Here is a 21,679-nt window from a genome sequence, read left to right on the forward strand (position 1 = left end):
CTTACCCCTGAAGGCAGGCGCATCTATGCCAGGCGCAAGGAAACCGTCGAGCGCAGCTTTGCGGACGCCAAGGAGCTGCACGGGCACCGTTATGCCCGATTCCGTGGACTGCGCAAGGTAATGAAACAGTGCCTGCTGGCAGCCGCCTGCCAAAACATGAAGAAGATTGCCCGCCTGCTGGCGATGCTTTTACGCCTGCAATCCGGGATAAGAAGCGGCACTTGCCTGCGAGGCTGGAAATGGAGCTGCTCGGACGGTTTTTAGCGGTTAGCAGGCTAAATTACCCGACACCTGCAAAATCATTACAAACACCCCAGAAAAACGAAACCCCGCGAAAACGCGGGGTTCGTCAGCAGTCTGAAACCGCAGCACAGGCTGCGGTTTTTTTATATCTGCGGCACCGGGAGGGTCGAGCTCCCGCTCGACCAGCAAGTACCGCTCAACACCTTGGCCGAGTTGGAACTCGATGAGATGGTCTCCTCCCTCTCCCTTCTACGGCGTCGATGCGCCAGGGGATAGATGCTATGCATCTACTGGAACCGAACGGAGACAGGAGCAGACCATGAACCAATCTATGACAATTGGCATCGACCTGGCAAAGCACATTTTTTTCGTTGCCGCCCTTGATGGCTCGGGCAAACCTGCCCGGCGCAAGAAGCTTCGCCGCCATGAGGTGCTGCCATTTCTGGCTAATCATCCGGGGGCTGTCGTTGGCATGGAGGCTTGCTCCGGCGCGCACCACTGGGCCAGGAAGATACGCGCGTTGGGTCATAGTGTGCAGCTGTTGCCAGCACAGCATGTAAAAGCCTACCTGCGTGGCCAGAAGAACGATTACAACGACGCGCTTGCCATTGCTGAGGCGGTTCAGCATGGCCGTATTCGTTGCGTTGAGATCAAGACGGTCGATCAGCAGCTGGACCAGAGCTTGCATCGTTTGCGCCAAGCGCTGGTGACTGAACAGACGGGGTTGATCAACCGGACTCGAGCCTTACTCGCAGAGCACGGCGTGGATCTGCCTGAGGGTAAGCAGCGCTTCAGGCAGGCGGTCATCGCACAGTTGGAAGATGCGGAAAACGGCTTGCCATGGCGCCTGCGGGAACTGCTGGGCCGGCAGTATCAGCTGTTCATCGCGCTGGAGCAGGAGCTCGCTTGGTACGAACGCGAAATCAAAACCAAAGCCGCAGAAAACGAAGCTTGCCAGCGCTTGATGAGCGTGCCGGGCTACGGCCCTATCGTCAGCAGCGCCTTCTATGGCTGGCTAGGAAGTGGCCAGCAGTTCCGTTGCGGTCGTGATGTGGCTGCGGCTCTCGGGCTGGTACCCAAGCAGTACAGCACTGGCGGCAAGACTGTGCTCGGCAGTATCAGCAAGCGCGGGGATAGACACCTCAGGGCGCTGCTAGTGCATGGCGCCAGAGCCGTTGCCCGATACGCCAAAGAGCGTGACGACAGACTAAGTCGCTGGGTCTGCAGCCTGATCGAGCGACGAGGTTACAACAAGGCCGTCGTGGCACTGGCCAACAAGCTGGCACGCATCGGCTGGGCAGTGGTGGCTCGAGGGCAACCATACCAAGCCGTTCCTGCCTGAAGCACAGCAGCCACACACTCGATTTAACCAAGAGGTAACGCACTCCCCCAGGTTGCGAAGGCAATCAGCAGATGGTGGTAATACAGGTCAAACCGATGTATCGAAAACCTGAGGAAGGTCATGGCCACACAGGCCGCGAGCTCGATAAGGACGATACGTGGCGACTGCTCATCGAGGCCCGCAGCACTGTGCTGCACACTGAGGCCGGATATACGACAGACAACCTGCTCTTGCCGTCAAAAACTGATGCCTTGCAATGAGGGAGGAGACCATATACGGCCCTCCCGGTCAATAACCGCGCAACGCCGCAAAGCGATTGGCGTGATAGCGGTAATCACCAAACAACGCCTGCACGCTGCGCGCACGCTTCATGAACAGACCGATATCAAACTCGTCGGTCATGCCCATGCCGCCGTGCATCTGCACCGCTTCGTTGGTCGCCAGCTCAGCTACTTCGCAGGCCTTGGCCTTGGCCAGGCTGACCCATTGCGCCGCCTCGGCTTCACCGGCATCCAGCGCCATCTGCGCCTTCAACACCGCCGACTTGACCAGCTCCAGTTCACTGAACAGGTGCGCACAACGGTGCTGCAGGGCCTGGAAAGTACTCAGCGCCACACCAAACTGTTTGCGCTCCTGCAGGTAAGCCACAGTGCGCTCAAACACCTCCAGCGACATCCCCAGCAGCTCACCGGCCAATTGGGCGTTGACCACATCCAGCGTCAGCTCCAGCGCCGACCAGGCCTGACCGGCGCCGCCGAGCAGATCATTTGCAGCGACTTTAACGCCGTCAAAGCTGACGATGGCCGCATTACGGCTGTCCGCCATGATGGTGCGCTCAACGCTGACGCCCGGCGCAGTGCGATCAACCAGCAACAGGCTGATGCCTGCCTGATCACCCTCAGCCCCCTCGCTGCGCGCCGACACGATCAGCTTGTCGGCCACGTGACCGTCCACCACGAAGGTCTTGCGGCCGTTGAGCAGATAGCCGCCATCAGCTGCCTGCAGGCGGGTCGCAACGCGGTTTGGCGCAGGACGCGGCGCTTCATCGACCGCCAGCGCCAGCAGCAAGCTGCCATCGGCGACCTGCGGCAGCAGTGCCTGTTGCTGTTCACTGGAGCCGGCCAGCAGCAGCGCGGCAACGCCACCCACAGCCGTCGAGATCAGCGGAGACGCGGTCAGGTTGCGACCGACCTGTTCGCTGACCTGACCCATGCCGACGTAACCGAACTGGGCACCGCCAAGTTCTTCCGGAATCAGCGTGCCGACAAAGCCCATCTCGACCATGCTCTGCCACAGCTCGCGGGAGAAGCCGGTTTCGTCGCGGCTGTCGCGCAGCGCACGCAGCTGGCTGACCGGGGCGCTCTCGCTCAGAAAACGCTTGGCCGTGTCCTTGAGCATCTGTTGTTCTTCGTTAAGTACCAAAGCTGTCATGATGCTGTCCCCTTACTGAAGGCCGAGAATGTTGCGGGCGATGACGTTGAGCTGCACCTCGCTGGTGCCGCCCTCGATCGAGTTGCCCTTCGAGCGCAGCCAGTTACGGGCGATGGCCCCCTCGCGAGACGCCTCCCCTTCCCAGAGCAGACCGTCACTGCCATGCAGGGCAACCATCAGCTCCTGCCGACGCTTGTTCAGCTCGGTGCCGTAGTACTTGAGCATGGCCGATGCCGCGCCAACGCCCTGACCCGCCTTGGCTTCATCCAATACCCGCTCGGCGGTCAGCGCAAAGGCAGCCGCATCCAGATCCCATGTCGCCAGCTCGCCGCGCAGCATGCCGTCGGCCAGCTTGCCGTCTTCCAGGCCGACAGCATCCACCGCGATCTGCGGCAGACTCTTCTGACCTGCGGCCGTGCGGCCCATGCCGCCAATCATTTCCCGCTCGTGGGTCAGCAGGTACTTGGCGATGGTCCAGCCAGCGTTGATCTCGCCGACCACCTGATTCTTCTCCACCCGCACGTTGTCGAGGAAGGTTTCACAGAACGGTGAGCTGCCGGAGATCAGTTTGATCGGGCGAGTGCTGACGCCGGGGGTAGTCATGTCGAACAGCACCAGGCTGATGCCCAGCTGCTTCTTGGCATCCGGGTTGGTGCGCACCAGACAGAACATCCAGTCGGCCTTGTCGGCGTAGGAGGTCCAGATCTTCTGGCCGTTGACGATAAAGTGGTCGCCGTGATCTTCGGCGCGGGTCTGCAGACCGGCCAAGTCGGATCCGGCCCCCGGTTCGCTGTAGCCCTGACACCAGCGGATTTCACCGCGAATGATCGGCGGCAGATGCTGACGCTTCAGCTCTTCAGAGCCGAACTTGAGAATTGCCGGGCCGATCATCCAGATACCGAAGCTGGACAGCGGCGGACGGGCGTTGATACGCGCCATCTCTTCGCGCAGCACCTTGTGCTCCTGCTGGCTCAGGCCACCACCGCCGTATTCACTCGGCCACTCGGGCGCAGTCCACCCGCGGGCGGCCATGCGCTCCAGCCAGAGTTTCTGATCTTCGCTGGCGAACGTAAAGTTGCGTCCACCCCAGCAGGCATCGTTATCCGAGCGCTGCGGGGTGCGCATGCTCTGCGGGCAGTTCTCTTCCAGCCAGTCGCGGGTTTGCTGACGGAATACGTCCAGATCGGCCACGGGCATTCTCCTTTGTTGTGATTTATCTGCAGGAAACGCTGAATCGGTCAAACCACAAAGATACTCCGGCCGGCGCCGCACGGAAGCGGCTGTTGACTGACCGAATAGTCACCCATCATTGGGGATGATGCTCAAGCACGCTCGCTGCGGCAGTACTGCCTCGGCGTCATGCCCTTCCAGCGGCGAAATGCATGAACAAAGTTGGACACCTCGCCATAACCAAGCCGCACCGCCACCGCCTCCAGTGACAGCCCCGGCATGCGCAGCAATTCCTCGGCCAGCGCTTCGCGGGTTTCCTCCTGCAACTGACGGAAGCTGGTCTGCTCCTCGCCCAGACGACGGCGCAGCGTGCGCTCGGTCAGATGCAGCCTGGCCGCAACAGTCGGCATGTCCGGTAGCGCCGCGCCACCCTCCAACAGCAACTCACGTACCCGCCCCGCCAACCCGTCGCGCGCCCGATAGCGTTGCAGCAACTGATGGCATTGCACCTCGCAGGCCTCACGCATGGCGGGGTTGTCGCCGGGCAATGCCCGGGCCAGCAGTTCCGGGTCCAACTCCAGCAGGTGCTCTTGGGCATCGAACTGGGGCGTGCAGCCATAGGCCTCGGTGTAGGCCGCCAACTGCTCAGCGGGCGGCGCAGGTAATGCCAGTTGAACCGACTTGAAGGGCTGCCGCAGGCCGGTCAGTTCACGGTGAATGCGCGCAATAGCGGAGCTGTCGCGCAGCAGCAGAAAACGGCGTACTGACGGCTCAACCCAGCTGTCATCCACCACCAGCCAGTGGCCAGAGCCGTCCTTGCGGGCATGGATGCGACAGAAGGCAAAGGTCAGATCGAGGTAGCGCAACCCCATATCCAGCGCCTCGCCGAGTGAGGCACTGCACAGCAACGCATATCCCCAGATTCCGTAACGGCTGAGCTGGTAGCGGCGCCCGGCCAGCAGCCCCAGCAGCGGCTGCTCGGGCAAACCGGCCAGCAGATTGCTGACCACCTGCAGCTCCTGCGCGGCCTCGACCTGCGCTTGCCCGTCGGCCAGCGCCATCACATCCAGCCCGGTCTGGGCCAGGCATTGCGGCACCGTCAGGCCCAGTTCCGTGCCCAACTGGGTCATCAGTTGCACGCTGCCAATATTCCGCAGGCGTGGCCAGGGAGGTGTCGAGGCGGTCATCGCGTGTCCGAAACTCACAATTTTTTGACCGACTATGCCATACCCGCAGCGATAGACAAGGCCTAAGATCAAACGCACAGGAGGAAGCACAATGACAACAAAAAGCTCACCTGCCGCACCACTCGAAGCCATCATCATTGGCAGCGGGTTTGGCGGCCTCGGTATGGCCATCCAGCTTGATCGCGCCGGCATCAGCCAGTTTCTGGTGCTGGAAAAGGCCGCCGACATCGGCGGCACCTGGCGCGACAACCACTATCCGGGTTCGGGCTGCGATGTGCCCTCACACCTGTATTCCTACTCGTTTGAACCGCGTACCGACTGGCCGCACAAGTACGCACGCCAGAACGAAATCCACGCCTACATCCGCCACTGCGCCGACAAATACCACCTGCGCCAGCGCATTCGGCTGAACTGCGAAGTCAGCGATGCACGCTTTGATGCCGATAGCGGCTGCTGGCAGATCACCACCGCCAGCGGCGAGACGCTGACAGCGCACAACCTGATCGCCGCCACCGGCCAGCTCAACCGCCCGCTGCTGCCGAACATCGACGGGCTGGGCAGCTTCGCTGGCCCGGCCTTTCATTCTGCCGAGTGGCAGCACGAAGTTGATCTCAAAGGCAAGCGCGTGGCGGTGATCGGCACCGGTGCCTCAGCCATCCAGTTTGTGCCGCAGATTGTGCCCGAGGTTGCCCAGCTCGACCTGTACCAGCGCAACGCCGCCTGGGTGCTGCCCAAGGATGATGCCGAGTACAGTGACAACCGCCGCCGCTGGCTTAGCCGCCTGCCGCTGCTGCACCAGCTGGACAGGGCCTGGCAGTACCTCAGCCATGAAGTACGCGCCCTCGGCTTTGTGCACTTTACCTCGCTGGTCAAAAGCAGTGAAAAGGCCGCGCTGCGTCACCTGGCGCGGCAGGTCAGTGATCCGGCCAAACGCGCCGCGCTGACGCCGGACTACCCGATGGGCTGCAAGCGCATTCTGATCAGCAACAACTACTACCCGGCGCTGAACCAGCCGAACGTCAGCATCGTTACCGACGGCATCGAGAGGGTGGTGCCTGAAGGCGTAATGACCCGCGACGGCACCCTGCACCCGGCCGATGTACTGATCTACGGCACCGGTTTTGCCGCCACCGAGTTTCTGGCGCCAATCAAGATCAGCGGGCTGGACGGCAAGGACCTGAACGACACCTGGCGCGCCGGAGCAGAAGCCTACAAGGGTATTTCCATTGCCGGCTTCCCCAACCTCTACGTGCTCTACGGGCCGAACACCAACCTCGGCCACAACTCGATCATCTACATGCTGGAAAGCCAGTTCCGCTACGTCATCAACTGCATCAAGGCCCGACGCGACCGCGGCTTGCGCTATCTTGACCTGCAGCCGGAGATACAGGCGCGCTACAACCAGAAACTGCAAGATGCCGCCCGCGACACCGTCTGGGCGCAGGGCTGCCAGAGCTGGTACCTGACCGCCGACGGCAAGCAGACCGTCAACTGGCCCGGCTTTACCTTCACCTACCGGCAGATGACCCGCAAACCGACGTGGAGCGATTATGTCCAGGTACGTTGATGAGCTGTACCAAAGCCCCGGCCAACCCGGCCTGCGCGCCGTGCTGCGCGGTATGTTGAAGCTGCTGTTTCGCGGCCTGATACGTCCGCCCGTGCCTTTTGCCGTACAGGCACTGGTGCTGCGCCTGCTGACCCTCGGCATGCCGCTGGCCAGTGGCGTGACCCGCAGCGTTGAGCAGATCTCCGGACGCCCCTGCATGTGGCACCGTCCGGCGGCGGGTGGCGACGGCCGCGTGCTGCTGTATCTGCATGGCGGCGCCTTCGTTATCGGCTCACCGCAAACCCATCGTGGTATCTGCTCGGCATTGGCCAGTCGCGGCCAGTTCGATGTCTGCGCGCTGGACTACCGCTTGGCCCCGGCATACCCGGCACCCGCCGCCTGCGATGACGCAGTCGCCGCCTATCAGGCACTGCTGCAACGGGGTTACACACCGCAGCAGATCACCCTGATCGGCGACTCAGCCGGCGGCAATCTGGTGCTGGTCACCGCGCAAAAACTGGCTGCACTCAAGCTGCCGTTGCCCGCCGCACTGGTCTGCTTCTCGCCAGTCACCGACATGACCGCCGAGCAGTTGCATGCACCTGCAGCGGGCGATCCGCTGCTGCATCCCTCTTGGCTCGACAGCGCCCGCGACGCCTATTGCCCGGCGGGACTGGACCGCGCCGACCCGATGGTGTCGCCGCTGTTTGGTCAGCTAAAGGGGCTACCTCCGCTGCTGCTGCAGGTGGGCGAGGATGAGGTGTTGCTGAACGACAGCCTGCGTCTTGCTGACGCCGCGCGGGCTGCTGGCGTGGATGTGCGACTGGAGCGCTGTGAGGAGCTGTGGCACGTATTCCAGGCGCACGCAGGGTTGCTGCACAGCGCCGATGCAGCGCTGCAGCGGGTGGTGGAATTTGTCGGCGGCGCTCAGGCCGACTCGGTAAGCTGATCCCGGTGAATCGCGTACGGCCCCCAGGCCTGGCGCACCGGCACCACTTCCAGTCGATTGATGTTCATGTGCGCCGGTAGCGCGGCGATGTAACCGACCTGCTCGGCAACATCGTCGGCGGTCAGCGGGACTGTGCCCTGATAGACCTTGTCGGCAGCGCCGGCGTCGCCGGCGTTGCGCACCAAGCTGAACTCGGTCTCGGCAATGCCGGGTGCCAGGTCGGTGACCCGCACACCGGTGCCCTGCAGGTCGCAGCGCAGGTTGTAGGAAAACTGCTGCACGAAGGCTTTGCTGGCACCGTACACGTGGCTGCCGGGATAGGGGTTGCCGGCGGCGGTGGAGCCGATGTTGATGATGGTTGCACCGCTGCCCCAGGCGATCAGCTTGGGCAGCACCGCGTGGGTGACGTTGACCAGCCCGGTGATGTTGGTGTCGATCATGGTGTGCAAATCGCTTAGCTCAACCGCCTGCGCCGGGCCCGGCGCCAGTGCCAGCCCGGCGTTGTTGACGAGCACCTGAATGCCGGAAAACGGCTCCGGCAATTCATCGATAGCGCGCTGCACGGCGATGGCATCGCGTACGTCCAGTTGCAGCGGCAACACGCTGGTCAGCTCGCTGAGCTCCTCAGCCAACGCCTGCAGCCGCTCCAATCGGCGACCACAGAGAATCAGCGGCCAGCCCTGTCGCGCCAGACAGCGCGCGCTGGCGGCGCCAAACCCGGAGGTCGCGCCGGTAATCAATACTGCACCTTGCATGGGTAAATCCTGTTTTCAGTTCCGGGCTAGCGGTGTTGAAGGCGCTGGCCACGCAGCCAACTTTCAACGCGGCTAGCGGCGTTCTTCTCGAATAAAGGGCTCCCCCAACGCCCCGGGCTGGCTGCTCCTATCGCGGCTGGCCAAGGCTACCCAGATCATCACCCCGAGGGTGACGGCGTAGGGGGTCATGAATACGAAGTACTGTGGCAAGCGGATACCGGAGGCCGCCATCTGCGGAATCAGCGCCTCGATACAGCCAAACAGCACGGCGCCGGCCAGCGCCTTCCACGGCGACCAGCGGGCAAAAATCACCAGCGCCACGGCAATCCAGCCGCGACCGCCAACCATATCGGCGATCCACATCTTGGTGCTCAGCACCGAGATATAGGCACCGGCCAGACCGATCAGCATGGAGCCGGCGACGATGGCGGCGCAGCGATAACCCAACACCGGAATACCGGCGGCATCGGCTGCCTGCGGGTTCTCGCCGACCGCGCGCATGCGCAGGCCCAGCACACTGCGATTGAGCACCAGCACCACCGCGAGGAAAATCAGCGGCGTGATGAATACCAGCGGGTTTTGCACAAACAGCTTGCCCACCACCGGCAGCTCGGAGAATGGCCACAGCGACACCGCCTTCAACCCGGCAACCGGCTTGTTGGTCCAATCCAGCAGCGTGCCGAGCAGCCCGGTCAGGCCCTGACAGAAGAACACCAATGCCAGGCCCGCGATCACCTGATTGATGCGCATCACCAGCACCATCAAGGCAAACAGCAGCGAGACAAAGCCGGCTGCGCACATCGCCAGAATCAATGCCCAGACGGTCGCGCCGCCGGTCATCAGCGAGGCGCCAATCCCCGCCAGCGCGCCCACCAGCATCAAGCCTTCAGCCCCCAGGGCCAGCACCCCGGTGCGCTCGATCACGATCAACCCGAGGGCCGCCAGCGCGAAGGGCACGGCGAAGTCGGGAATGTTGCCAATCCAGCTTGCAATCATGTCCATCAGACCTGCCCTCCCTGAATGCGGCGAATACGGTGACGGATAAAGAACTCCGACGACGCCACACAGATCACCAGAATCGCCTGGATCAACTGCACCATCGAGAACGGAATCTGATAGAACACCTGCAGACTCCGCCCGGCGACAAACAGGGTCGCCACCAGCACCGCGACAAGGGTGGCGGCTATCGGCTGGTTACGTGCCAGAAAGGCAATCAGAATCCCGGAAAAACCATACCCGGCGTAGAAGGAGTGGGTCAGCCTCCCTTCCTGCCCGGCGGTAATCATCAGTCCGGCAAGGCCCGCCAGCGCCCCGGACAGCAGCACGGTACCGAGGATCACCCGCTTGACCGGCACGCCGACCGCACGCGCCACACCCGGGCTGCTGTCGACAAAGCGCAGGTACAGGCCAGCGCGCGAGATGCCGGTGAACCACAGCACGAACAGCGCGACCACCAGCGCCAGCACCACGGCCAGGCTGACGCCATCGAACAGCTCGGGCAGGCGCTCGAACACCTTGTACTGCGGCGAATACGGGAAGGAGTCACGCGGGTCTTTCCAGCTGCCGTAGACCAGATGCAGCAGGAAGTTGATCGCAATGTAGTTGAGCATCAGTGTGGAGATGATCTCGTTGACCTTCAGGTGCAGCTTGAGCAGCACCGGCGCCAGCGCCCAGAGCAGGCCGCAGGCCATGGCACACACCATCATCAGCGGCAGGCGCAGTGACGGCGGCCCGATCTCGAACAGTGAAACGGCGGTCGCGCCAATCGCGCCCCAGATCATCTGGCCTTCCAGCCCGAGGTTCCAGAACCGCGCACGAAACGCCAGACAGCCCGCCAGACCAACCATGATCAGCGGCGCGGCCTGGAACAACACCGCCCGCAGACTCTGGCTGTCGAACAGGGTGAGGATGACAAACTCATTGAGCAGCTCATCGGCGGGTACCCCGGCGCTGACCAGAATCGCCGCCGAGATCAGCATGCCGACTACCAATGCCAGCGCGATGACCAGCGCCTGCCAGTACCAGGCCATCTGCTGGCGAACTTCAAGGGTGTACCGGCGCGCCAGCAGCGGTTGAAAATTCGTTGTATCAAACATGATTCACCATGGCCTGCCCGATTGCCTGGCGGTCCGCCGGCTGGGCAAACTCGCCGATGATACGTCCTGCCGACATCACGCCAATGCGGTCTGCCAGCGCCATCACTTCGTCCAGGTCTTCACTGATCAGCAACACCGCAGCGCCGGCATCACGCGCGCTGCGCAGCCGTTCGTGCACTGCCAGGGTGGCGCGCACATCCAGCCCGCGGCTGGGGCTGTGGACGATGACCAGTTGCGGGATGCGGGCAAACTCGCGGGCAATCACCAGCTTCTGCGCGTTGCCGCCCGACAGCAGCGCCGCCTTCTGCTGCAGCGAGCGCACGCCCTGCACATCAAACTCGGCGACCGCGGCGGCAGTGTCGGCCTCAATCCGCTTGCGGCGCAGAAACCAGAACGGCCCGTAGCGGCCGCTGTGTACATCGCCCATGGCAAAGTTGTCGCTGATCGACAGCGGTGCGGCGAGCGCCGAGCTGTAGCGGTCGGCGGGAATGCAGGCGATGCCCAGCTCGCGGCGACGGGCCGCGCTGAGGCTGTTGAGATCACCTTCACCGACCAGTTCCATCTCGCCGGACACCGGCTCGGGCAGGCCCATCAGCGCCCCTGCCAGCTCACTCTGGCCGTTGCCACCGACACCGGCGATGCCGTAAATCTCACCGGAACGCAGCTCCAGATTGACGCCGCGCAGCACCGGCGCATCGCTGCTGGAGCGCAGGTCGCGCACCGCCAGTTTGACCTCTCCCGCCGCGCGGCTGGCTGGAATCTGTGGCGGTGTGGGCGCATCGCCAACGGTCAGCTTGACCAGCTCGCCGACCGACACGGTCTGCGGCTTGAGACTGGCGACCGTCGAGCCTGTGCGCATCACCGTCACCTGATCGGCGTAGCGCATTACATCATTCATCTTGTGCGTCACCAGGATGACGGCAGCGCCTTCCTGATGCGCAAAATTCTGAACCGTGGTCAGCAGGTTCTCTGCCTCCGCATCGGTCAACACAGCGGTGGGTTCATCGAGAATCAGGATGCGGGCGCCCGCCAGCAATACCTTGAGAATCTCGACCCGTTGCTGCTCGGCCACCGACAGTTGATCCACCCGTGCATGGGGCTCAATGCTGAACCCCAGGCTGGCGGCCATGGCCGTGATCTGCTCGGCAACCTGCGCCAGCCGCTGCCGGTAAGTACCGGTTTGCAGGTTACGCAGGCCGAGCAGAATGTTCTCTGCCACGGTGAAGGGCTTCACCAGTTTGAAGTGCTGGTGCACCATGCCGATGCCCTGGGCTGCGGCATCCAGCGGCCCATTCAGCCGCACGGCATTATCGTCAATGAACAGCGACCCGGTTTCCGGCGCATACAGCCCGGCGGCAATGTTCATCAGCGACGACTTGCCTGCGCCGTTCTCGCCCAGCAGGGCATGTACTTCGCCCCACCGAGCGGTAAAGGACGCCTCGGACAGTGCCTTGAAGCCATCAAAGGACTTGCTGACGCTGTCCAGCCGGATCGCGTTCTGGTTACTCATTGCTGGGTAATCACTCCCTTGACGAACCAGTCCATGGACCACAGTTCGGCGTCGGTCAGAGCATCTCCTTCTGCCGCCTTGACGTTGCCGTCACGGTCAGCAATCGGGCCGGCGTAGATCAATTTCTCGCCGTTCAGCAGCTCCTCGCGGGCGGCCATGATCTTGGCTTTCTCTTCTTCATCGATACCTTTGCCGCAGCAGGATACGTCGGTACCGCCCTGCTCCATCGACAGCAGCGCACCGTGTTCAGCCGGTACCCAGTTGCCAGCCATGATTTTCTTCAGCTCAGGCGCCAGGAAGCGATCCCAAACCCAGACCGAGGAGCACACGGTGGCCTCAGGGGCGAACTCGCTCATGTCACGGTGGTGACCGGTGCCATACACGCCGCGCTCCTGGGCAACGATCTGCGGGGTCGGGCTGTCTACGTGCTGGCCGATAACGTCAGCGCCCTGATCGATCAGCGCGGTTGCTGCAGCGCGCTCCTTGACCGGGTCGTTCCACGCGCCGGTGTAGATCACGGTGACGGTCGCATCCGGGTTCATCTGCTGCGCGCCCATGGCGAAGGCGTTAACGGTCCAGTTCACCTGGCCGAAGGGGTTGGCGGCAACAAAGCCCAGCTTGCCGGTCTCAGACGCAGCGCCGGCAGCCATACCGCACAGGTACTGGCTCTCGTAGGTACGACCGTAGAAGGATTCCAGGTTGTGCGAGTTGGTGGTGCCGGAGCCGTTCAGGAAGGCCACTTCCGGGTACTTGTCGGCCAGTTCCTTGAAGGTGTCGGAGTAACCGAAGGCAGTGCCGATGATGATGTTGGCGCCACGCTGAATCAGCCGCTCAACGGTCGGCTTGATCGCTGAGGCGGTCTCCGGCACGCTTTCCACGTACTGAATCTTCTGGCCGATATCGCCTTCCAGACGCTGACGCGCCTCATCGAAAGCCTGGGTCCAGCCACCGTCGTTGCGCGGGCTGATATAGAGCATGGCGATCTTCGCCGGGCCGGTCAGGGTAAAACCGCCTTCCTCGGCAGCAGCCAGAGTCGGCAGGCCGCAGGCGGCCAGGGCGCATACCGCGCCCGCAATCAGTTTTTTCATTGCCAAAGTCCTTCTTGCGATCAGGTGGTGTGACTACATCATGTGGTTGATACGGAATACGTTGCCTTCCGGGTCCATCAGCACCGCCTGATACCAGTTGTAATACGTGGTATACGGCGGCTTGATCAGGGTGGCGCCGGCCTCGACGGCGATCGGCACCATGCGGTCGACCTCCGCCGGGCTGTCGACGTCGATGTTGAGCAGAAACTTGCAACCGCTGGTGTCGGCGTGCTCGGCCAGATGCAGCAGTTCGTAGGCATCCGGCGCGTTGAAACCAATGCAGCAGGTGCCGGCATCCAGACCGACGAAGATCGGCGAGCGAATCGCCTCTACTTCGGGAAAGTCGAACACGCGCTGATAGAAGCCACTGAGCGCTTCGATATCGCGGGCGAAGACGTTGACGTAGGAGAGTTTGCTCATATCAGGCCACCTTGCTGCCGCCGAAGGTCGTCTGCCGGACGAACTTGGACTTGAGGTGATCGCCCGAGGAGACCGGCGCGTAGAGCGGCTTCTCGCCATCGGCCAGGCAGCTCGGCAGGCACTCGACCATGACGTCGTAGTTGGGCTGATGGAAGAACACCAGCGACTTGCGCTGCTGATCACCGGCGGCATCTTCCGGCGGATTGACCACACGGTGCAGGGTCGAGATCCACTGGTCGTTGGTCCACTGCATCATCAGGTCACCGATGTTGACCACAAAGCCGTCTTCAACAAAGGGCACATCGACCCATTCGCCGTCACGGTTGCAAACCTGCAGGCCACCCAGCGCACCGTCGGGTTTGACGATGGTCAGGCTGCCGTAATCGGTGTGTGCGCCGGCGCGCAGCTGGCCTTCCTTGATACCCTCTTTCAGGTGCGGGTAACGCAGGCTGCGGAACATGCTGATGTGCTTGTCGATCTTGTCGTCGAAGAAGGTTTCCGGCAGCTCCAGCGCCAGCGCCAGCGCAAAGATACGCATCAGCGAGCGGGCCAGATCACCCATCGCCGCAAAGTATTCGGCGTAGGCCTGCTGAAAACCGGGCAGCTCCGGCGGCCAGACGTTCGGCGCAAAGTGCGGGCCGGCCATTTCTTCGGAGTAGTAGGGCTCGGCCGGTACGTCGGTCGGGCCGATAGAAAAGGATTCCTTGAGGTCGCCCGGCGCCGCTTCTTCCATCGAATAGGACAGGCTTTCTTCAGCGACCGCGCTGTAACCACGGACCATGTCCGGACGCGGACGATCCGCCTTGCGCTTGTCTGCCATAGGCAGGTCAAAGAACTGTGAGGTCAGAGCATAAACCCGCTCGATCAATTCCTTGGGAATCTGGTGCTCGGTAATAACCAGAAATCCGATGTCGCGACAGGCCTGGTTGACCGCTTTGGCCACCTCAGCCTTGCCCTCGGCAGTCCCGCCGAAATAGGGTCCAAGATCGATGATGGGAACGTATTGAAGCGTCATACAACCGTTTCCTCCAAGTGGAGCTCGGCGCGAGCGCCGAGCAGAAGAAGCGATACGCGAATCGGGTTCAGCGCACCATTTTCCAATCAGCGGAGACGTTTGCAGCAACTATGCCAGAAAGTGTTTTTGCTTAAAAAACAGAAAGATAACGAAAACAGACCGCTTAAATTGGAACAAACGGTCTGATTCAGAGCACTCGGTTTGTGCGTTTAGCCCAAAAAAGGGGCGAAGGTATTGATGCAGATCAATTGCGCGGGCAGATACCCTGCAGTACCAGCGCTTTGAGATTGGTCAGCGTCTCGGCAAAGAACGCCGGGTCGGCCAGAGTGCGGCCAGACACCGCTTCGACCTGGGTGCGGAAGTCAGCGTAATGCTGAGTCATTGCCCAAAGCGAGAAGATCAGATGATGAGCCTCGATGGGCGCCAGCTTGCCCGCTTCAATCCAGGCATTAATGACGCTGACCTTGGATTCGACGATATCACGCAACGAGCCCTGCAGCTCGCCCAGCAACAGCGGCGCGCCCTGAATGACTTCCAGACAGAACAGCCGCGACTCGGCCGGATGGTCGCGCGACAGCTCGAGCTTCACGCGCAGGTAGTCGCCAATGGCTTCAACCGGGTCCTGCTCGACACTGAATGCCTTCAGCGGACTCAACCAGACATCCATCAGTTGCCGCAGCACATTAATGTACAGGTCTTCTTTCGAGGCAAAGTAATACAGCAGGTTGGTCTTGGACACGTCCGCCTGGTTGGCGACCTGATCAAGACTGGTGCCGTGCAAGCCGTAACGGGAAAACACATCCAGCGCCGCTTCCATGATGGCGCTGCGCTTGGTTTCCATCAGCCGCTTGCGCCGATTCAGCGTGGCCTCACTGGGCACCCGAGTCCGCGCCTTGGGCTTCTTGGCAGGTGTTGCGGGACGCTGTATCTGTTTGCTCACTGGGAGGTATGCCTCTTCTTTTAACGCCCGCATTCTACCCTTGGGGATAGCAGACAACTCAAGCCCCAAAATGGGCCCCAAAGCGAATCGGCATGCACAAACCAAGTGCTCTAATTCAGACTAAATGGTCTAACTTAAACCAGTCAAACCACCCAAATCATTGATTTAAATCAACAAAAAAAACATGGCCTGGATTGTGCTTTTCAGCTGTTCAGCGGCCGGCAGGGTATGCCGACCTTCCGAACAAATGGACCACGGAGTGCAATCCAATGAATGTAGGCATCTTCATCCCCATCGGTAACAACGGCTGGCTGATCTCCAAGAATGCGCCGCAGTACATGCCGACCTTTGACCTGAACAAGACTATCGTGCAGCGTGCCGAGCACTACGGCTTCGAATTTGCGCTGTCGATGATCAAGCTGCGCGGCTTTGGCGGCGAGACCGAATTCTGGGAACACAACCTCGAATCCTTCACCCTGATGGCCGGCCTGGCCGCCGTCACCGAACGCATCCAACTGTTCGCCACCGCCGCCACCCTGACCCTGCCGCCAGCGATCGTCGCGCGCATGGCCTCCACCATCGATTCGATCTCCAACGGCCGCTTCGGCGTCAACCTGGTGACCGGCTGGCAGAAACCGGAATACAGCCAGATGGGCCTGTGGCCCGGCGATGAGTTCTTCGCCAACCGCTACGACTACCTCGGCGAATACGCCACCGTGCTGCGCGATCTGTGGAACACCGGTCGCAGCGACTTCAAGGGCGAGCACTTCCAGATGGACGACTGCCGCGTCAGCCCGAAACCGCAGGCCGACATGAAAGTCATCTGCGCAGGTCAAAGCGAAGCCGGCATGGCCTTCACCGCCAAATACGCCGACTACAACTTCTGCTTCGGCAAGGGCGTGAACACCCCGACCGCCTTCGCCCCAACCGTCGAACGACTGGTCAAGGCCACCGCAGAAAGCGGCCGCGACGTCACCTCCTGCGCGCTGTTCATGGTGATCGCCGATGAAACCGACGAAGCCGCCCGCGCCCGCTGGGAGCACTACAAGGACGGTGCCGACCACGAAGCCATTGCCTGGCTGGGCGAGCAAGGCGCCGCCGACACCAAGTCCAAGGGCGACACCAACATCCGCCAGATGGCCGACCCGACCTCTGCGGTGAACATCAACATGGGCACCCTGGTTGGCTCCTACGAGAGCGTCGCCCGCATGCTCGACGAAGTCGCCACCGTACCCGGCAACAGCGGCGTGATGCTGACCTTCGACGACTTCATCAAGGGCATCGAAGACTTCGGCAGCAAGATCCAGCCACTGATGAAGAGCCGCCAACACGTCACTGACATGCTGGAGAGCGCGTAATGAACAGCCTGACCAAACCGGTTGTCGGTCACGCGCCGGTACGCAACAACCCGACCGACGTCATCCTACCCGCGCGCCCCGAGTCGCTGGTGATGAACAGCGGCGAGACCGCGCTGATCGTGGTCGACATGCAGAACGCCTATTCCACCAAGGGCGGCTATCTGGATCTGGCGGGCTTTGATGTCTCCAGCACCGGGCCGGTGATCGAGCAGATCGCCCGCGCCATCGAGGCAGCGCGCGCTGCTGGTGTGCAGGTGATCTTCTTCCAGAACGGCTGGGACAGCGAGTACGCCGAGGCCGGTGGCCCCGGCTCACCGAACTGGCACAAGTCGAACGCGCTGAAGACCATGCGCAAGAACCCGGAATTACAGGGCAAGCTGCTGGCCAAGGGCACCTGGGATTACGACCTGGTCGACGCCCTGCAACCACAGCCGGGCGACCTTGTGGTGCCAAAACCGCGCTACAGCGGCTTCTTCAACACCGCCTTTGACAGCCTGCTGCGCGCCCGTGGCATCCGCAATCTGGTGTTTACCGGCATCGCCACCAACGTCTGCGTGGAATCCACCCTGCGCGACGGTTTCTTCCTCGAATACTTCGGCGTGGTCCTCGCCGACGCAACCCATCAGGCCGGCCCGGAATTCGTCCAGCAGGCCTCGCTGTACAACATCGAAACCTTCTTCGGCTGGGTCAGCACTGTCGATGACTTTTGCTCGGCCCTGACCACGTCCGCTACTCAAGGAGCATCCGCATGAGCAAGAAAACCATCCTCCCCGCCGGCACCGGCAAACCACTGGCCCCCTACGTTCCGGGTTCGATGGCCGATGGCACTGTCTACGTCTCCGGCACCCTGCCCTTCGACAAGGACAACAACGTGGTGCACGTTGGCGATGCCGCCGCGCAAACCCGCCACGTGCTGGAAACCATTAAAGGTGTGGTCGAGGAAGCTGGTGGCACGATGGATGACGTCACCTTCAACATGATCATGCTGCGCGACTGGAGCGATTACGCCGCCATCAACACCGTCTACGCCGAGTACTTCCCGGGCGAAAAGCCGGCGCGTTATTGCATCCAGTGCGGTCTGGTCAAACCGGACGCGCTGATCGAAATCGCCAGCATCGCCCACGTCGGCTGAGGCCACGGCCGTGATGCATATCGAAATCCACGGCCGGCGTGATGCCGACGCCCCGACGCTGGTATTCAGCTCGGGGCTCGGCGGCGCGGCGCACTTCTGGATGCCGCAACTGAACGCACTGACCAGCGACTATCGCGTGGTGCTGTACGACCAACTCGGCACCGGCAAGAGCCCCGCCGCCCTGCCCGCCGACTACAGCATCGACGCCATGGCCAGCGAGGTGCGCACACTGCTCGCCAGCCACGGCATCGGCGACTATCACCTGATCGGTCATGCCCTCGGTGGCCTGGTCGGTCTGGCACTGGCCATCCAGCAGGCACCGGGGCTGCGCAGCCTGACGCTGATGAACGCCTGGTCGCGGGTCAGCCCGCACACCGCGCGCTGCTTCTCGGTACGCAAACAATTGCTGGCCGGCAGCGGCCCGGCAGCCTACGTCGAAGCGCAAGCGCTGTTTCTTTACCCGCCGGACTGGATCGCCGCCAACATCGCCCAACTGGAAGCCGATGACCTCAAGCACGTGGCCGGCTTTCCGCCGACCGACAATCTGCTGCGCCGCATTGCCGCCCTGCAGGCGTTTGCGCCCGATGCGCAGACGCTGGCCAGCATCCGCCAGCCGACGCTGCTGATCGCCAACCGCGACGACATGCTGGTGCCCTGGCAGTGCTCTCGAGAGCTCACTGAACAGCTACCGAACGCCCGGCTGCAATGCTTCGACTACGGCGGCCACGCCTCCAGCGTGACCTGCCCGGACACCATTAATACGACGCTCAAGCGCTTTCTTGCCAGCGTCATTCACGACACCGAATACGCCGCCTGAGTGAGGGCAACCATGTACGAAGAACCACTGGATCAAAGCGCCTTGGCGCAACTGTTTACCGAGGCCCGCAGCCATAACGGCTGGCTCGATCAGCCGGTGCCGGACAGCCTGCTGGAAGCCATCTACAACCTGACCAAGATGGGCCCGACCTCGGCCAACTGCAGCCCGGCACGCTTTGTGTTCGTGCGCACCCGTCAGGGCAAGGAGCTGCTCAGGCCGTGCCTGTCATCCGGCAACCTTGAAAAGACCATGAGCGCGCCGGTCACCGTGATCGTCGCCTATGACTCGCGCTTCTACGACGCGCTGCCTGAGCTGTTCCCACATGCCGACGCACGCAGCTGGTTCACCGGCAGCCCGGAAATGATTTACGAAACCGCGTTTCGCAACAGCTCGATGCAGGCGGCCTACTTCATCATGGCCGCCCGCAGCCTGGGGCTGGACACCGGGCCGATGTCCGGCTTTGACCCCAAGGCGCTGGACGCCGCGTTTTTCAGCGACAGCCACTGGAAGTCCAACCTGTTGATCAACCTCGGTTACGGCGACAGCAGCAAGGTGTTTGATCGTCTGCCGCGTCTGGCCTACTCCAAGGCCTGCATTCTTACCTGAAGGAGCCCGTCATGCTCGCAGCCAAGATAGTGGAACCCATGCCTACCCCGGTCACCAAAGACGCTTTCCGCAACGCCATGTCGGTGCTGGCATCGGCCGTCAACGTGGTCACCACCGACGGCCCTGCCGGCCGCGCCGGCTTCACCGCCACCGCCGTGTGCAGTGTGTCGGACGAACCGCCAAGCCTGCTGGTCTGCCTCAATCGTAGCGCCTCGGTCTACGACATCTTTCAGACCAACGACCACCTGTGCGTGAACACGCTGACCTGCGATCAGCAGGCGCTGTCCAATCTGTTCGGTGGCAAAACGGCGATGGATGAGCGCTTTGCCAGTGCGCAGTGGAGTACCGACGTCAGCGGCGCGCCGATGCTGGATGAGGCGTTGATCAACTTTGATTGCCGCATCAGCAACCGCGTTGTGGCCGGCAGCCACGACATTCTGATCTGCGAGATTCTGGCGATCCGCCAGCAGGAAAGCGGCGACGGTCTGGTCTACTTCCAGCGTCGTTACTGCCAACCGGTCTAACACAGGGTGCCTCGCCGCATTAACGGCGAGGCAACTCCTGCTTCAGCTGACCACGCGGTAGCACGGCTCATAGGCCGCGCCACCCGGCAGCTTCATCCGGTGCTGATCAACAAAGGCCTGCAGTAGCGCATCCAGCGGCTGCATGATGCGCGGATCGCCGTGGATGCGATACGGCCCGTGTTCCTCAATCAGGCGAATGCCCTTGTCCTTGACGTTGCCAGCGACGATGCCGGAAAACGCCCGGCGCAGGTTGGCAGCCAGTTCGTGCGGCGGCATGTCAAGCGTCAGCTGCAACGCTTCCATGTTGGCGTGGGTCGGGTCGAATGGCCGCTGAAAGCTCTCCTCGATCTGCAGCAACCAGTTGAAGTGAAAGGCATCGTTACGCTCACGGCGGAAGTGTTCCACCTCTTTCAAACCTGACGCCATGCAGCGCGCCACTTCGGTCGGGTCGTCAACGATAATGCGGTAGTGCTGCTGCGCCTCGGCGCCAAGGGTTTCACCCACAAAGGCATTCAGCTGCTGCAGGTAGGCCTCAGCGCTGCGCGGTCCGGTGAGCACCACCGGGAAAGGCACATCGCGGTTATCCGGGTGCATCAAAATGCCCAGCAGGTAGAGAAACTCCTCCGCCGTGCCGGCACCGCCCGGGAAGATGATGATGCCGTGACCGACCCGCACAAACGCCTCCAGACGCTTCTCAATATCGGGCATGATCACCAGTTCGTTAACGATCGGGTTGGGCGCTTCGGCAGCAATGATGCCCGGCTCGGTAATCCCCAGATAACGCCCCTCGACGATACGTTGCTTGGCGTGGGCAATGGTCGCGCCCTTCATCGGCCCCTTCATTACGCCCGGCCCGCAGCCAGTGCAGATATCGAGATTGCGCAGGCCCAGTTCGTGCCCCACCTTCTTGGTGTACTTGTATTCCTCCACACTGATTGAGTGCCCGCCCCAGCACACCACCATTTTCGGCTCCAGCCCTGGCCGCAGGGTGCGCGCGTTGCGCAGCAGGTGAAAGACGTAATCGGTAATACCGGCGGAGCTGTCCAGATCGACCCGCGGGCCGCCCAGCTCGCTTTCGGTGTAGACGATATCGCGCAGGGCGCTGAACAGCATTTCGCGGGTACTGGCGATCATCTCGCCATCGACAAAAGCGTCCGCCGGAGCGTTGATCAGCTCCAGTCGTACTCCACGGTCCTGCTGGTGAATCTGCACTTCAAAATCGGCGTAAGCCTCAAGGATGGTCTTGGCGTTATCGACACGCGCGCCGGTGTTGAGAATCGCCAGCGCACACTGGCGGAACAGCTGATGCAGGCCACCGGAGCCTACTTTACTGAGCTGCTGCACTTCACGTTGGGAGAGGGTTTCCAGGCTGCCTTTGGGGCTGACCGATGCATTGATTACGTTGGGTCTTGTCATGCGAGGCTTCCTTGGCAGACGCCGACCAGACAAGCGTCGGCGTTGGGGTAGATACGACCAGTCCGGTCGCAACGGCTGATTCCATTCTTGCGCTGAGTGCATAGGCTTGGCAATCACCACGCGGCTCGACAGCG

At 62.1% G+C, this 21,679-nt stretch carries 22 protein-coding genes; 10 read left to right on the forward strand and 12 right to left on the reverse strand.

What is annotated here, in order from left to right; genetic code table 11:
* On the forward strand, window positions 1-264 hold a 264-nt coding region (locus BM116_RS18735), incomplete at its 5' end, for a transposase (protein ID WP_175494057.1).
* Window positions 265-466: 202 nt separating this feature from the next.
* The gene (locus tag BM116_RS17660) at window positions 467-1,585 is read left to right on the forward strand and encodes an IS110 family RNA-guided transposase (RefSeq protein ID WP_217649004.1); all 1,119 of its coding nucleotides are present in this window, start codon (window positions 467-469) and stop codon (window positions 1,583-1,585) included.
* A 288-nt stretch (window positions 1,586-1,873) separates the two neighbouring features.
* Here the strand turns inward: BM116_RS17660 and BM116_RS17670 are convergent, their stop codons facing one another.
* The 3 genes from BM116_RS17670 to BM116_RS17680 form a co-directional block, all read right to left on the reverse strand.
* The gene (locus BM116_RS17670) at window positions 1,874-3,016 is read right to left on the reverse strand and encodes an acyl-CoA dehydrogenase family protein (RefSeq protein ID WP_083728585.1); all 1,143 of its coding nucleotides are present in this window, start codon (window positions 3,014-3,016) and stop codon (window positions 1,874-1,876) included.
* Between the two features lie 12 nt (window positions 3,017-3,028).
* A complete protein-coding gene (locus tag BM116_RS17675; RefSeq protein WP_083728584.1) occupies window positions 3,029-4,207 on the reverse strand; it encodes an acyl-CoA dehydrogenase family protein in 1,179 nt (392 codons plus the stop codon).
* Window positions 4,208-4,338: 131 nt separating this feature from the next.
* Complete coding sequence (locus BM116_RS17680) at window positions 4,339-5,316, reverse strand: AraC family transcriptional regulator (protein WP_235846791.1); 978 nt, start codon at window positions 5,314-5,316, stop codon at window positions 4,339-4,341.
* Between the two features lie 148 nt (window positions 5,317-5,464).
* On the opposite strand from BM116_RS17680, the gene BM116_RS17685 reads away from it, so the two are divergent.
* Window positions 5,465-6,940, forward strand: a complete 1,476-nt coding sequence (locus BM116_RS17685) for a flavin-containing monooxygenase (RefSeq protein WP_083728583.1) — start codon at window positions 5,465-5,467, stop codon at window positions 6,938-6,940.
* Window positions 6,924-7,868, forward strand: coding sequence for an alpha/beta hydrolase (locus tag BM116_RS17690; RefSeq protein WP_083728582.1), 945 nt, complete (start codon window positions 6,924-6,926; stop codon window positions 7,866-7,868). Before BM116_RS17685 ends, BM116_RS17690 begins: the two co-directional genes overlap by 17 nt.
* Here BM116_RS17690 and BM116_RS17695 read toward each other — a convergent pair.
* The 8 genes from BM116_RS17695 to rutR form a co-directional block, all read right to left on the reverse strand.
* Window positions 7,847-8,623, reverse strand: coding sequence for an SDR family NAD(P)-dependent oxidoreductase (locus BM116_RS17695; RefSeq protein WP_083728581.1), 777 nt, complete (start codon window positions 8,621-8,623; stop codon window positions 7,847-7,849). The two genes, BM116_RS17690 and BM116_RS17695, sit on opposite strands and share 22 nt — an antisense overlap.
* Before the next feature lie 72 nt (window positions 8,624-8,695).
* Entirely contained in the window at window positions 8,696-9,625 is a 930-nt protein-coding gene (locus BM116_RS17700; RefSeq protein ID WP_083728580.1) for an ABC transporter permease, read from the reverse strand.
* On the reverse strand, window positions 9,625-10,719 hold the full coding sequence (locus BM116_RS17705; RefSeq protein ID WP_083728579.1) for an ABC transporter permease: 1,095 nt from the start codon (window positions 10,717-10,719) through the stop codon (window positions 9,625-9,627). The genes BM116_RS17700 and BM116_RS17705 overlap by 1 nt, the downstream gene beginning before the upstream one ends.
* Window positions 10,712-12,229: an ABC transporter ATP-binding protein gene (locus BM116_RS17710; protein ID WP_083728578.1), complete on the reverse strand. Its 1,518-nt coding sequence runs from the start codon at window positions 12,227-12,229 to the stop codon at window positions 10,712-10,714. Before BM116_RS17710 ends, BM116_RS17705 begins: the two co-directional genes overlap by 8 nt.
* The gene (locus BM116_RS17715) at window positions 12,226-13,317 is read right to left on the reverse strand and encodes a BMP family ABC transporter substrate-binding protein (protein WP_083728577.1); all 1,092 of its coding nucleotides are present in this window, start codon (window positions 13,315-13,317) and stop codon (window positions 12,226-12,228) included. Before BM116_RS17715 ends, BM116_RS17710 begins: the two co-directional genes overlap by 4 nt.
* A 33-nt stretch (window positions 13,318-13,350) precedes the next feature.
* Entirely contained in the window at window positions 13,351-13,737 is a 387-nt protein-coding gene (locus BM116_RS17720; protein ID WP_083728576.1) for a VOC family protein, read from the reverse strand.
* A 1-nt stretch (window position 13,738) separates the two neighbouring features.
* A complete protein-coding gene (locus tag BM116_RS17725) occupies window positions 13,739-14,752 on the reverse strand; it encodes an isopenicillin N synthase family dioxygenase (protein ID WP_083728575.1) in 1,014 nt (337 codons plus the stop codon).
* A gap of 244 nt (window positions 14,753-14,996) precedes the next feature.
* On the reverse strand, window positions 14,997-15,725 hold the full coding sequence (rutR, locus tag BM116_RS17730; RefSeq protein WP_083728574.1) for an HTH-type transcriptional regulator RutR: 729 nt from the start codon (window positions 15,723-15,725) through the stop codon (window positions 14,997-14,999).
* A gap of 236 nt (window positions 15,726-15,961) precedes the next feature.
* Between rutR and rutA the strand changes: the two genes are divergently transcribed.
* Genes rutA through rutF form a run of 6 tightly spaced genes read left to right on the forward strand, consistent with a single transcriptional unit; the run spans window position 15,962 to window position 20,129 of the window.
* The gene (gene rutA / locus BM116_RS17735; RefSeq protein ID WP_083728573.1) at window positions 15,962-17,050 is read left to right on the forward strand and encodes a pyrimidine utilization protein A; all 1,089 of its coding nucleotides are present in this window, start codon (window positions 15,962-15,964) and stop codon (window positions 17,048-17,050) included.
* A complete protein-coding gene (gene rutB, locus BM116_RS17740) occupies window positions 17,050-17,802 on the forward strand; it encodes a pyrimidine utilization protein B (protein WP_083728572.1) in 753 nt (250 codons plus the stop codon). The genes rutA and rutB overlap by 1 nt, the downstream gene beginning before the upstream one ends.
* Window positions 17,799-18,182: a pyrimidine utilization protein C gene (rutC, locus tag BM116_RS17745; RefSeq protein WP_083728571.1), complete on the forward strand. Its 384-nt coding sequence runs from the start codon at window positions 17,799-17,801 to the stop codon at window positions 18,180-18,182. The genes rutB and rutC overlap by 4 nt, the downstream gene beginning before the upstream one ends.
* Window positions 18,183-18,195: 13 nt before the next feature.
* Complete coding sequence (gene rutD / locus BM116_RS17750) at window positions 18,196-18,999, forward strand: pyrimidine utilization protein D (protein ID WP_083728570.1); 804 nt, start codon at window positions 18,196-18,198, stop codon at window positions 18,997-18,999.
* A gap of 12 nt (window positions 19,000-19,011) precedes the next feature.
* Window positions 19,012-19,605, forward strand: a complete 594-nt coding sequence (locus BM116_RS17755; protein WP_083728569.1) for a malonic semialdehyde reductase — start codon at window positions 19,012-19,014, stop codon at window positions 19,603-19,605.
* A gap of 11 nt (window positions 19,606-19,616) precedes the next feature.
* Entirely contained in the window at window positions 19,617-20,129 is a 513-nt protein-coding gene (rutF, locus tag BM116_RS17760; protein WP_083728568.1) for an NADH-dependent FMN reductase RutF, read from the forward strand.
* A gap of 42 nt (window positions 20,130-20,171) precedes the next feature.
* On the opposite strand, the gene ppnN is transcribed toward rutF, so the two are convergent.
* Entirely contained in the window at window positions 20,172-21,545 is a 1,374-nt protein-coding gene (gene ppnN / locus BM116_RS17765; protein WP_083728567.1) for a nucleotide 5'-monophosphate nucleosidase PpnN, read from the reverse strand.
* Window positions 21,546-21,679: the final 134 nt, after the last annotated feature.

The organism is Halopseudomonas pachastrellae, assembly GCF_900114765.1.
GTDB lineage: Bacteria > Pseudomonadota > Gammaproteobacteria > Pseudomonadales > Pseudomonadaceae > Halopseudomonas > Halopseudomonas pachastrellae.

Bases quoted from the DNA above. Each gene is read 5' to 3' on its own strand.
- BM116_RS17660 (WP_217649004.1), top strand. From the start codon at position 467: ATGAGATGGTCTCCTCCCTCTCCCTTCTACGGCGTCGATGCGCCAGGG.
- BM116_RS17670 (WP_083728585.1), bottom strand. From the start codon at position 3,016: ATGACAGCTTTGGTACTTAACGAAGAACAACAGATGCTCAAGGACACG.
- BM116_RS17680 (WP_235846791.1), bottom strand. From the start codon at position 5,316: ATGACCCAGTTGGGCACGGAACTGGGCCTGACGGTGCCGCAATGCCTG.
- BM116_RS17685 (WP_083728583.1), top strand. From the start codon at position 5,465: ATGACAACAAAAAGCTCACCTGCCGCACCACTCGAAGCCATCATCATT.
- BM116_RS17690 (WP_083728582.1), top strand. From the start codon at position 6,924: ATGTCCAGGTACGTTGATGAGCTGTACCAAAGCCCCGGCCAACCCGGC.
- BM116_RS17695 (WP_083728581.1), bottom strand. From the start codon at position 8,623: ATGCAAGGTGCAGTATTGATTACCGGCGCGACCTCCGGGTTTGGCGCC.
- BM116_RS17700 (WP_083728580.1), bottom strand. From the start codon at position 9,625: ATGGACATGATTGCAAGCTGGATTGGCAACATTCCCGACTTCGCCGTG.
- BM116_RS17705 (WP_083728579.1), bottom strand. From the start codon at position 10,719: ATGTTTGATACAACGAATTTTCAACCGCTGCTGGCGCGCCGGTACACC.
- BM116_RS17710 (WP_083728578.1), bottom strand. From the start codon at position 12,229: ATGAGTAACCAGAACGCGATCCGGCTGGACAGCGTCAGCAAGTCCTTT.
- BM116_RS17715 (WP_083728577.1), bottom strand. From the start codon at position 13,317: ATGAAAAAACTGATTGCGGGCGCGGTATGCGCCCTGGCCGCCTGCGGC.
- BM116_RS17720 (WP_083728576.1), bottom strand. From the start codon at position 13,737: ATGAGCAAACTCTCCTACGTCAACGTCTTCGCCCGCGATATCGAAGCG.
- BM116_RS17725 (WP_083728575.1), bottom strand. From the start codon at position 14,752: ATGACGCTTCAATACGTTCCCATCATCGATCTTGGACCCTATTTCGGC.
- rutR (WP_083728574.1), bottom strand. From the start codon at position 15,725: ATGCGGGCGTTAAAAGAAGAGGCATACCTCCCAGTGAGCAAACAGATA.
- rutA (WP_083728573.1), top strand. From the start codon at position 15,962: ATGAATGTAGGCATCTTCATCCCCATCGGTAACAACGGCTGGCTGATC.
- rutB (WP_083728572.1), top strand. From the start codon at position 17,050: ATGAACAGCCTGACCAAACCGGTTGTCGGTCACGCGCCGGTACGCAAC.
- rutC (WP_083728571.1), top strand. From the start codon at position 17,799: ATGAGCAAGAAAACCATCCTCCCCGCCGGCACCGGCAAACCACTGGCC.
- rutD (WP_083728570.1), top strand. From the start codon at position 18,196: ATGCATATCGAAATCCACGGCCGGCGTGATGCCGACGCCCCGACGCTG.
- BM116_RS17755 (WP_083728569.1), top strand. From the start codon at position 19,012: ATGTACGAAGAACCACTGGATCAAAGCGCCTTGGCGCAACTGTTTACC.
- rutF (WP_083728568.1), top strand. From the start codon at position 19,617: ATGCTCGCAGCCAAGATAGTGGAACCCATGCCTACCCCGGTCACCAAA.
- ppnN (WP_083728567.1), bottom strand. From the start codon at position 21,545: ATGACAAGACCCAACGTAATCAATGCATCGGTCAGCCCCAAAGGCAGC.